The organism is Caballeronia sp. NCF2 (genome assembly GCF_023631205.1).
In the GTDB taxonomy this organism is placed as follows: Bacteria; Pseudomonadota; Gammaproteobacteria; order Burkholderiales; family Burkholderiaceae; genus Caballeronia; species Caballeronia zhejiangensis.
In genome coordinates this window covers 1-10,497 of the sequence record NZ_JALQDN010000102.1, presented here as the reverse complement: position 1 = coordinate 10,497, position 10,497 = coordinate 1, and the positions used below count along the sequence as shown (strand labels likewise).

General features: G+C 59.3%; 8 protein-coding genes and 2 pseudogenes. 4 read left to right on the top strand and 6 right to left on the bottom strand.

The window, feature by feature from the left end; genetic code table 11:
• From NCS02_RS35880 to NCS02_RS35865, 4 genes are all read right to left on the bottom strand, one after another.
• The coding region (locus tag NCS02_RS35880) for a helix-turn-helix domain-containing protein (RefSeq protein ID WP_250523703.1) at window positions 1-161 on the bottom strand (161 nt) is incomplete at its 3' end.
• 728 nt (window positions 162-889) lie between these two features.
• Window positions 890-1,339 (bottom strand): cupin domain-containing protein, encoded by a 450-nt coding sequence (locus NCS02_RS35875; RefSeq protein ID WP_250523702.1) that lies wholly within the window; start codon window positions 1,337-1,339, stop codon window positions 890-892.
• Window positions 1,340-2,205: 866 nt separating this feature from the next.
• A complete protein-coding gene (locus NCS02_RS35870; protein WP_250523701.1) occupies window positions 2,206-2,688 on the bottom strand; it encodes a nuclear transport factor 2 family protein in 483 nt (160 codons plus the stop codon).
• Window positions 2,689-2,756: 68 nt separating this feature from the next.
• Window positions 2,757-3,239 carry a nuclear transport factor 2 family protein gene (locus NCS02_RS35865; protein ID WP_250523700.1) on the bottom strand — a complete coding sequence of 161 codons (483 nt, stop codon included), beginning with the start codon at window positions 3,237-3,239 and terminating at the stop codon, window positions 2,757-2,759.
• Between the two features lie 205 nt (window positions 3,240-3,444).
• On the opposite strand from NCS02_RS35865, the gene NCS02_RS35860 reads away from it, so the two are divergent.
• From NCS02_RS35860 to NCS02_RS35850, 3 genes are all read left to right on the top strand, one after another.
• Complete coding sequence (locus tag NCS02_RS35860) at window positions 3,445-4,455, top strand: SphA family protein (protein WP_250523699.1); 1,011 nt, start codon at window positions 3,445-3,447, stop codon at window positions 4,453-4,455.
• Window positions 4,456-4,524: 69 nt separating this feature from the next.
• Entirely contained in the window at window positions 4,525-5,832 is a 1,308-nt protein-coding gene (locus tag NCS02_RS35855; protein ID WP_250523698.1) for a cytosine permease, read from the top strand.
• A gap of 6 nt (window positions 5,833-5,838) precedes the next feature.
• Window positions 5,839-8,556: a helix-turn-helix transcriptional regulator gene (locus tag NCS02_RS35850; RefSeq protein WP_250523697.1), complete on the top strand. Its 2,718-nt coding sequence runs from the start codon at window positions 5,839-5,841 to the stop codon at window positions 8,554-8,556.
• On the opposite strand, the gene NCS02_RS35845 is transcribed toward NCS02_RS35850, so the two are convergent.
• Window positions 8,497-9,312, bottom strand: a complete 816-nt coding sequence (locus NCS02_RS35845; protein WP_250523696.1) for a cysteine hydrolase family protein — start codon at window positions 9,310-9,312, stop codon at window positions 8,497-8,499. The genes NCS02_RS35850 and NCS02_RS35845 overlap by 60 nt on opposite strands.
• 647 nt (window positions 9,313-9,959) lie before the next feature.
• Between NCS02_RS35845 and NCS02_RS35840 the strand changes: the two are divergent.
• A pseudogene (locus tag NCS02_RS35840) lies at window positions 9,960-10,196 on the top strand (acyl-CoA dehydrogenase family protein); the annotation flags it as partial.
• Between the two features lie 76 nt (window positions 10,197-10,272).
• Here NCS02_RS35840 and NCS02_RS35835 read toward each other — a convergent pair.
• Window positions 10,273-10,497: pseudogene (locus NCS02_RS35835) on the bottom strand (ArgP/LysG family DNA-binding transcriptional regulator); the annotation flags it as partial.

The following is a 10,497-nucleotide window of genomic DNA, read 5'->3' as shown; positions in this document are numbered from 1 at the left end:
CGTAACGCCTCGATGCCGCCTTCGTCCAGACGGGCCTTCCATGTGTATGCCGTCTGCCGCGCCACGCCAACGGCCTTGGCGGCTTCGGCTGGCGTCTTGCCCGCCAGCATGAGGCGTCCAGCTCGCATTCGCTTGCGCGTCGCTTCGTTCATCTTGGCCATGAACCTCATCCGTCATCAAGGCGATGATCGTATAACGCGCAAGCCGAGAATCGGTTGTCATGGATTTAGTAAGACTCAATAGGGAGGAACCGCGAAGAAACCGGATAGTTCGGCGAACGGTACCACGAGAAGTTCTTTTGGCCTGATCACTTAGGATGACGGAGTTCAACCATGAAGATAGAAGGTAAGCGGGTGTTAGTAACTGGTGGCTCGAGCGGCATCGGCCTTGCCCTTGCGCACGTCGGGGTAAGTGTACTTTCCGTGCAAAAAATGGCGGTTCAAGGGCGCTGAGCCGCCTGCAGCAAGGCTTTGACACTCTCGGGATTTCGCGTAGGCGCTGCAATTGCAAGTTATTGATCTTTCGAGATTTTTCAGAGCTAACCGCCATTTCCTGCACGAAAAGGACGACCACCCCTTGATGCGCAAGCTTGGCGCTCAGAGCGCGAGCTCGCTGGTTGCGAAGCTCATCGGAAGATCCGGAGGTTAGTGTTAGAAAGCTTACCGTGCCGGGCAGACGTCGCTTGTTAACAGCAGCTGCCCGGCACGCTCAACCGACGGCAAGTTCACCAATGCTCTCGAGCGTCGCTTTACTGCGGCAAACGGTGGACACTGGAAGGGAAAGGACATTCCTTCCCGCCAACGGATCGTGGGACGCTTGCATGGGTGCCGGTCATGCAGGCAGCAGGCCTCGTTCGAGTGTTCTCATCCCGCCTGTCAGTGGTTGGAAATCAGCGGGGAGTCCGAAGATTGTCGGGCGGATCGCAAGCAACCGTGCTCATCTTCGCCGGTACCGATACTTCCAACAGTTCTAGATCGTCAGAGATCCCGATTTCGTTGTGCTTCAAACCAGGCGGGATTGAGAGAGACTCTCCCGTACCGACGCGGATTACGCGGCCGTCTTCAAACTGAAGATCGATCCATCCGCGAAGAGCGAAAATGAATTGCGTCTCGCAGATGTGATAGTGCCAACCGGTTTCCTCCATGACACCGGTGGCTAGTGTGACCTGCGCTCGCATCTTCCCGCTCGTGGCATCAGTCACGCCGAGATCTCTGTAATTGAAGAATGATCGTCGACCAGGAACTAAAGGGGCGGTCGCCTCAGTTGCATAGGCTAATTTTTCTAACAACTCGGTAACGTTTGTCTTTTCGGAGACCAGCGTATCTGTTCCGGTATTCATTGAGCTTTTCCTTAGGTTAGAGAGAATATCCAACTTTTTATACGCGTAGCCGTGATCACAACCAATGACCAACATCGTTGCTTTGGCTGGTAGAGCACTGCCGTCAAGCGTATCCCAATGTAATTGTTTCCGCGCTGTAGCGACAGTCGAAGAATTACGTCAGGTAAAACCCTAAGAATGGCATCGGCAACGTCGCTGCCAATGGGTAACCGACGCCGGCAGAACACAGGGGCCTCTCTTTCGCTGCGAAACCGCTGACAAGCGTTAGCTGTCGCGGTCCAGGCGGTGCCTATAGGGTCGGCTATCCAGCGACCTAGGCCGTGTAGAAGTGGACGGCGAGAATGCGTCGCACTATGACGCCAACGCCGCGCCCCAGGCCGGCGTGCGCTTTCTGGAATGGACTGCGCGGGCTATTCTTCGCAGCAACCGTCGGATGAAGTTCGTCCGTGTGAATTTAACGCCTGTTTCCCAACTTGCGATCGACATTGAGCATAATGCACGTCTGTGTCGCGCTTTACATCATCGGTTAGCTGGGCGCCCGTCGACGAAAAACCTTGGCAGCGGCCTCTCCTCATTCCCTCAGCTTACCGCCCGCCGCCCCGCATTAGGGCAGTCACTGGGCGGGATTTGCGTACGAACGGACACCGATATAAGTATCTACGAACCGCAACACACACGACCGGTCAGATGGCATGCCGGACCGGGCGAAATGCTGTTGACGACCGCTCGCCGGTCGGGGTGAAAGACGTAGAGCAAAGCAAAGTTGTCACCGCTAGCGCGGCTTCCGCAGTGCTCATCTCTGAACGCGGATTCGCCGAGATGCATGAACTGACGCTTCACATCGGTCTGTCGGTATGCCCGAAGCGCTAAATGCACGGAGGAAGGGGGCAGGCCGCGTCTGCGGTTACGCCAGGAAGCATCGTCAGCTCGAAGGCGAGACACTTCAACGAACCATTGCCGTTGCGCCGCCAGATAGAAAAGTCCGCCTGCTCAAAGCCCTGATCCATCGTTGCCGCTTCGACCCAGCCTTCCTGCAGCGCGGTCCCCGCGACCGTCGGCGAGATCGTGCCACGCAGAAAGCGGCGTGCCCACACCAGGATTACGTCACCGCAGCGGCGGGTCTTCAGCGTCAACGTATCCATCACCTTCATGCCCGCTTCGATTTCGAGCGCAATGTGACCGTCCTTGTCGAGCAGGGTCCCATCGGGCAACGTGACGAGAAAGCCATCGTCATGAAAAGGTTCGATGGCGGCGCGGTCTTGTGCGATCACGGCTTGCGCCCACGCATCGAACGCGGCGCGCACATCGCGCAGATCGTCTTCATGATTCCAGTCCTGCGGGCTGCTCATAACCGTACTCCTTTGTATTGTTCATGATGAAGGGCGTCGCACCCCGATAAACGCGCGATCGGCCGCGATCAAACCCGCCCGATCATGTAGTGGTCGAAGCACATCCATCGATCGCCGACGAGCCGCCATGCCGATGCATACGCCAGCCGGGCACCGCCGACCAGGTGGTTAATCTCGTCGAGCGACGGCATATGCATGCCCATATCGCCAGCGAACGATTCGATGACGTTCGCAATGACGAGCGAGAGAATTATCTCGCCGACGCGCCTGGCCGTCACGTTCTCGATGGTGATGTCTGCGCTTTGCATCTTGCGGTCTGCCTCGATGAAGTCTGCCTTGTTCAGACGCAAATCAGGATACGGCCGGGCGGCGAATCGATAGTCGTGCGCGAGGTTTTCATCGAGCCATTCGAATCGACGCTCGCGCAACGCGTCGGCCCACGCTTGATACCGTGCACGAATTATCACTTCTGCGCTGTTCTCTTGGTTCATCGGCGGTTCCTTGCATGGTTTATTGAGATGCGCCGAGCAGCACTCGGCGCCGGGAACCATGCTAGGCGCGCCCGAATTGGACTTGGGATGTTGTACGGGTAGGCTGATGTGGCAATTCAGGTAGGTGCGCTCGCTGTGGCTGCCGCGGGAATAGTGCTGCTCCTTGGATATCGGGTCTCCCCCAAATACCCTCGCTGCCTCCCCTTAGCTAAGCCGTCGCAGTCTTTATGGCGGCCGACCATGCATTTCACAACAAACTCCGGAGATGACCATCGGCAGCCCCATGCCGATGTGTACTCGTGAATCTACCCCGTTCATGCAAAGGTCAAACATGAAACGCGCTATCTGCCAATTCGCGTGCAGTCTTGCCGCATCTGCGATGCTAACCGGTTCATGCCATGCCGCCGAAGGCCCGGCTTATGGTGGCCCGGTGGGCGGCTCCGATATTGAAAACGCTTATCTGCCGGCGGAGACCGGATTCTACGGCGCGGTGGTAGGCGGCTATGCGAACGGCTCGCAGTACTACGGCAGCGATCACCATCAAAGCAGCACGATCTCCGCGAACAACAGCAGCGGCGTGGCCGCGGTAGGCGCGCTTTACGTGTACCCGTTCAAGCTCGCGGGCGGCACGCTCGGCACGTCCATTCAAGGCAGCGTCGCGAGCGGCCAAATCACGTTGAACGGACGCAACGATACCTATAACGGCACCGGCGACATCTATTCCGATCTGCTGGTGTGGAGCAAGTACTTTGGCCATTCGAGTGGCCCCGAGCCGGTTGGCCTTACTGTGAAGCTCGCGTATTCGATGATCTTTCCGGTGGGACGCTACGACCAGAATGCGATCGTCTCGACTGGTCGGAACACGTACTACTACATCCCGAATGCGGCATTCAGTTATCTGACCGGCCCGAACATGTTTGGCGATGGCACCGAGTTCAGCGTGCACGCATTTCTCGATATTGCCGGCACCAATTCCGCGACTCACTATCACAACGGCCCGGTCATTGACTTCGATTACGCGATTAGCGAGAAGGTTGGTCTCTGGCAGTTCGGTGTGGCTGGCTACTACGCGACCCAACTGTCCGACGATCATCAGAACGGGCAGACGGTGCCGGGCGGCAACCGGTTTGCGTCAGCCGGCGTCGGTCCGGTGATCGCGTACACGATTCCGGCATGGAAAAGCAATATCAAGCTCAAGGCGTCCATCCCGGTCTACACGCGCAACTCGCTCGCGCAGAACGTTGTGTATCTGATCTTTTCGAAAGCCTTCAATTGATCCGGCTACCCAGCTCACCTCCATGGGTGTCGTTCCACTAACTCTTCTCTTGCCGATTGGAGCGCAACGATGATGCAGACCGATCAAACCTCCGTCACGGGGACCGATGCCAGCCAGCCGGGTGTTCCCATTCGCGACTCGCAACTCGTCAACGGCTTCCGGATCACGATGGTGCTACTCGGCGTGATGATCGCGTTGCCCGCATTCGTCATGGGCGCTAGCCTGTCGCATGCGTTGGGCGTGACGGGTGCGCTCACGGCGAGTCTTGCCGGTGGCGTGATACTCGCGCTCGTCGCGTTGCCGGCCGCCATCGCCGGCGCACGTTCGCGACAAACCACCTATGTGTTGATCCAGCGCGCGTTCGGCGTGCGCGGCGGCGCCGTGGTCAATATTGTGATCATCACCGCGGTAGTGGGCTGGTTCGGCGTGATCGCGATGATGTTCGGCGAAGCGGTGCGGCCAACACTGCCGGATGTCCTCGCGCATCAGTCGGTGAGAATGCTCGCGCTCGCCGGCTGCCTGTTGATGGCGGCCGTCACGATGATCGGCTTTCGCGCGCTCGATCTGCTGTCGCTAATTGCTTCGCCGTTCAAGATCCTCGTGCTCTTCTGGACGCTGTTCGCCGCGCTGAAGGCTGAGAGCCTCCATAACGTGCTTGCGGTTTCGCCGTCAGGCGCCTTCCCGATGACGACCGGCATTGCGATGGTCGCGGGCGGCATCATGACTGGCGCGATTTTGGCGCCCGACGTATCGCGTTTCGCACGCACGCCGACGCAAGCAGCCGTCGCATGTGGCATTGCCTATGGGCTGCTGTTTCCGCTGGTGCTGATGCTCTCCGGCGTGCCGGCGGTCGCGACCGGCGAGCAGGATTTGGTTGCATTGATGCTGTCGCTCGGCCTCGGTGTCCCCGCAATGATCGCGGTCGTGCTCATTGCGATTACGACTAACGCTTACAATCTCTACGCCGGCTCGCTGGTCGCGGCGACGATTGCTCCGAAGCGACCACACTGGCAACTCGCGTCGATCATCTGCATAATCGGTGCCGGTGCAGGCATCGCGGGCATTAGCGAAAAAGTCATCCCATTTCTCGTGATTCTAAGCATTTGCATTCCGCCGATCGGCGGCGTCTATCTGATCAGCTTCTACGTTGGCGAGCGGTTCCGCAGACGGGATACGCAGGTAGCATGGAGACCGGAAGCATTTGTCTCGTGGCTTATCGGTAGCGGCTTCGCGTTTGCCGCGCAACGACTGCACATCGTCTTTACGTCAATTGCTCCTCTCGACTCGCTGCTGATCTCGGCCGTCGTCTGGCTGGTGCTCAGTTGGCGTTCGCTTCGAGGAGCGACGTCGAGGTCATGGCGAAATGGTCGGGTATGAGGTCAGATGAATCGCGCATCCAAATTCAGTTCGCAAGTTCAGGTTGACGACGCCGTTGAACGCGCGCGGCTGCTCGATCGGTTAATCAACAGCCCACCGAGCACCGCGCGGGCCACCGTCCTGATCGCTCCTGCGGGCTTCGGCAAAACCACGTTGCTCGCGCAACTCCGACGGGGACGCGCCGGTCCTGAATCAGTCACGGTATGGCTGAACTGCGACGAGCAGGACCGGCAACCGGAGATATTCCAGGCTTCGCTGGAACGTGCGTTCGCGGTCGCGGGCAAAGCCGGTGGGCTCAAAATCGCGGATCTGATGGCTGGCACCGGAGCAGCTGAGCGCGACATTCTGCTGGTGATCGACGAATACGAAGCCGCGGCATCACCGGCGACGACCCGCTTGTTGCGCGAAGTGCTCGTGTCGCTCCCCTTAGGTGTGCACGCGGTGGTCGCTTGCCGCGAGTTGCCGCATCTCGATCTAACCGCGCTCGCCTTGCAAGGCAAGGTAAGACTGATCGATGCGAAAGAGTTACGCTTCAGTCTCGATGAAACGCGCGATTTGCTGCCGCGAGATACCGATGAAGACGTGATCGAACGGGTTCACGAGCTGACGGAAGGTTGGGCGTTCGCGCTTCAGCTGATCCGGCTCGGGGCAGGCGTCAACGTGAAGGAGGCCTGGCTCGGCGAAGTGCAGGAGCTACTGCCCGCTGGGCAGATCTTTTCATACTTCGCGAGCGAAGTCTGGCGCAATGTGCCCGACGATCTGAAGCAGTTCATGCTCGATGTCGCCACGCTGCAGCACGTCGATGCACCGTCGTCGGACTGGTTAAGAGAGCGCGGCGACAGCGCACAGTTCATCGGACGGATGAAAGCACTTCATCCGATCGTCGCTGTCGATGAGCTACGCGCAAGAGCGACTCTGCATCCATTGTTAAGGGAGTTTCTGGTTCATCAGCGGCAGCAGACTGACGCATCAGGTCTGCTGCGTCTTCACATGAAAGCGTCTGCTTTCTTCTCGCAGCGGGGTGAGGTGTACGAGGCGGTCGGTCATGCGTTACGCGCGGGCAATACCGCGATGGCCTGCCGCATCATTGAGGGCGCAGGTGCGCTGCGGCTAGCCATTACCGTCGGCATGGGCTACGTGAAAAGCCTACTGGAAATCCTGCCAGCTGACGCGATTCGAGCGAATCATCGCATCTCACTGATGGAAATTTGCGGGTCAATCGTCGACGACAACCCGATCGAAAACGAGTACACGCTCGAAGCGATTCGCCGGGAAGTCAAAAGCACGGCGGCAGGCTCGTCGGATCCCGTGGTCACCGATCTTTGCTGTGCGGAATGTGTCGCGCTATTCGAAAAGGGCGAGCGTCTGTTTCCATTCTCTCCGTGGGAAACCCTCGACGACTTCAAGGCCTGTGTCGTCGAACGCGTCAATGAAGACCCGCGTCTTCTCGGGCTCGTGCTGATCGTCGAGCTGTTGTTGACGCAGCGCTACGACGATTTCGCGAAGGCCGAGCTTCGCACCGAAGCGCTCGACCGCCTGAACAGCCGCTACCGACTGGCGGCGAACGGCATTTGGATGCCAATCTACCGCGCGCAGAACGATTATCATGCCGGCCGTTTGAATGACGCTGAAGCGCATTTGCGGCGCTTGCTGACAAAGGAATTTGATCTGTTCCGGCGACAGCAGAATGCGTTTGGGCAGATGACCTACGCGCTGCTAGGCCGCATCCACTACGTTCGCGGCGAGCTCGATGAGGCACGCACGTGTTTTCAGCGGCTCGACACGCGAGACCGCTCGCCGTTTCTAGAAGTGTCCGAAGGTGTCTCGATTTGCCATGCGTTCGTCGAGGCCGCGTCCGGACGTTGGCAGCAAGCACTCGAACGGCTCGAGCGTGAACTGCTGCACTGCCAGGAGCAGCGGCGGCTCGCGTTCCGCTATCTGTTAAATGCGACACGGCTCGAACTGTTGTGCCGGCGCGGAGCGCTGAAGGAAGCGAACTCCGAATACAGGCAAACGCTCGGCTCCGACGACGCCGGCTACGCGCTGGCAGGACAGCGTGCGACACTCGACGTCCCGTGGTGTGTGACGGAAGCGTTTAGCCGCGCCCGTTTTTACCATGCGATGAGTCAGGGCGACCTCAAAGCCGCTGCAGCGATTGCCGCGCAACTTCAGGACGACGCGCGGCGGCAGCATCGCCGTCTGCCGGAAATCGTCGCGAGCCTGTTTCTCGCTAATGTGTCGATGGCGGCGGGCAAGAAGCACGGTGCGCGCGAGCATTTGACCTTTGCGCTGACGTTGTGTGGACAGGTTGCGCCGGCCCAGCTTTTTCTAGACCACGGCGTCGATCTGATTTCAATCGTCCAGGAAGTGGCGGCCGGCAATGGCCTCGGCGCCGGGCCGGCCACGCAGATTTTGCGTGTCTGGGAGCGCGCTTTCGGCGCCGCGATCCGGGGGCTCGCTTTATTCACAGCACGCGAAAGTGAGGTACTGGTCCAGCTGGTGCGCGACCAGTCGACCAAGCAGATCGCGAAGGCGCTGCAGCTCTCCCCCGAGACGGTCAAATATCACCTGAAGGCAATCTTCGCGAAGCTAGCCGTCAATACACGCGACGACGCCGTGAAGGCCGCGCATCGCCGCGTGGTGTCCAGCCCCTTCTCGGGCTTCTCAAGCGTCATGGAGCGCGTTGCAAACACGCCGACTATCGGTGACGAATCCGAACACTGAGCGCACGTTTACAAGCGTCGCTTCAAGGCAGAAATCGGGCGATGACGTACCCACGCAGTCGGCGACCAAGACGCCGTCATAGCCGTGGAAGGTCGCGTCCATCAGCGTCGCAAGGACGCATTGATCGGCGTTCACGCCCGCAAACATCAGCGTGCGAATGCCGAGGTTGCGCAGAATCGAGTCGAGCGGCGTATCCCAGAAGCCGCTGATCCGATGCTTGTCGATGCGGATGTCGTCCGGCTGCGGCCTCAATTCGTCGACGAGTTCCGCGCCCCAACTCTCCTTTTGCAGCACACGGCTTCCAGCGACTTCGGGCGTACCGGGCCGTTCCGGTTGGGGATCGCCGAGACCGGTGCCACCACCCATCTGCTTAAACGGAAACTGCACGACGGCCGGCAGATTGAGCCGATCCGCGCGAATCCCCCAATTAAGCCAGATCACTGGCATCCGGTTTAGACGAAATGCTTGAGCAACCTGCTGAATCGGCTGGATTGGACGGCGCGTGCGCTCGATATCGCCGCCGACTGAGTGAAGCCAACCGTTCGGCGCGCAAAAGTCGTTCTGCATATCCACAATCACAAGCGCGGTTTTTCGCCGGTCGATCCGGATATCGAGCGAATCGGTCGCGATGGATGCCGCGCTGACAGGCACCGCGTGCCGACTGAGGTCGATGCGTCCCTTTTCGATCTGATAGTGGTCGCCAGTTGCGCAACCCACTAGGTTGATTGGATGCTGCCGTGGCTCGTTGATTGACATAGACGTTCCTTTTACTAATCGACTCGATTTTTTTTGACGGTGAAGACGACCTGATGATAGAACTGACCTCTGGTGCTGAAATCGCAATAAAGGGTGGCGATAAGGAAAATATAGGGGGATTGGGGCCGAATCTCTACGACCTCTGCGGCGCTTGGACTAGAACTGTGGGAGTCGGGCGTTGCGCTTGCGCCCTGTCGAGCATGGCGAAAAAGCCTCGCAGTCCAACACGAACATCTGTCCTTGCGTTTCTCCACCGCAGCGCGCATTCGCAATGAGGAAATGTGGATCGAGAACTTACTTGACCGTCGACTCCTATTGTCGAGAATTTCCGTTCATCGCAGAACACCGTGAGCCTAACCGCTGATTTTGCAATTGAAGTCTAAAACCGATGTCGGAGATGGGGTTGGATCGCAAAGCATTGGAGGCGCTAGATTGCGGAAAAGGCTATTGGGTGAGGCGTGTAGAGTGGCCGCGAGGCGAACATCGCACGTTCTCGTTCTATCGGGTGCCCGTCGGCAACTGATGCATCGCGAGTGCGTATTTCAGCCGAAGGTGACCGGCCGTTCGTGAACTGCTACTACTTCCGACAGAGGGGGGCAATATGCAAACCGGGGGGCGCTTAGAGCCGCCGAACCGAACAGAAATATTTGAGCCGGCTCGTGAGCGGCAACGCGCGCTCCGCGTTCTTCATGACCGAACCGGCCGAAAAGGGCGGCGCCGGCTCCGACCCCGGAATGCTCAGGACGACGCCCCGCCGCGATGGCGACGGTTGGGTCGTCGACGGAAGCAAGACGTTCATCACCGGCGCGCTCGGCGCGGAGATAGGCATCGTGATGGCCCGGACGGACGACGGCGACATGTCCCGCGCCACGATGTTTCTTGTATGCGCATGCGGGCGCCGAAACGCGGACGGCTTATCGAGATCACGTCGATTCGATCGAAACCGGCGAAGCGCAATGCTCAATCGAGACACGATCTGGCGCGACGTTTGAGCATCGCGCTGAAGTCGTCCAGCCAGCCGATCGAAAGACGCCAGCTCTGCCAGTAAAGATCGACGTCCAAGCGCGCACCGGGCGACATTTCCACTAGGTCGCCGTTTTCGACGTGCTGCGCGACGAGCCGTTGCGGACACATTCCCCACGCCAGCCCCGACGTGCACGCGCGCACGAAGCCCTCGCCATGCGG

Coding starts and splice junctions, on each gene's coding strand:
- NCS02_RS35860 (WP_250523699.1), top strand. CDS start 3,445: ATGACCATCGGCAGCCCCATGCCGATGTGTACTCGTGAATCTACCCCG.
- NCS02_RS35875 (WP_250523702.1), bottom strand. CDS start 1,339: ATGAATACCGGAACAGATACGCTGGTCTCCGAAAAGACAAACGTTACC.
- NCS02_RS35855 (WP_250523698.1), top strand. CDS start 4,525: ATGATGCAGACCGATCAAACCTCCGTCACGGGGACCGATGCCAGCCAG.
- NCS02_RS35845 (WP_250523696.1), bottom strand. CDS start 9,312: ATGTCAATCAACGAGCCACGGCAGCATCCAATCAACCTAGTGGGTTGC.
- NCS02_RS35865 (WP_250523700.1), bottom strand. CDS start 3,239: ATGGTTCCCGGCGCCGAGTGCTGCTCGGCGCATCTCAATAAACCATGC.
- NCS02_RS35850 (WP_250523697.1), top strand. CDS start 5,839: ATGAATCGCGCATCCAAATTCAGTTCGCAAGTTCAGGTTGACGACGCC.
- NCS02_RS35870 (WP_250523701.1), bottom strand. CDS start 2,688: ATGAGCAGCCCGCAGGACTGGAATCATGAAGACGATCTGCGCGATGTG.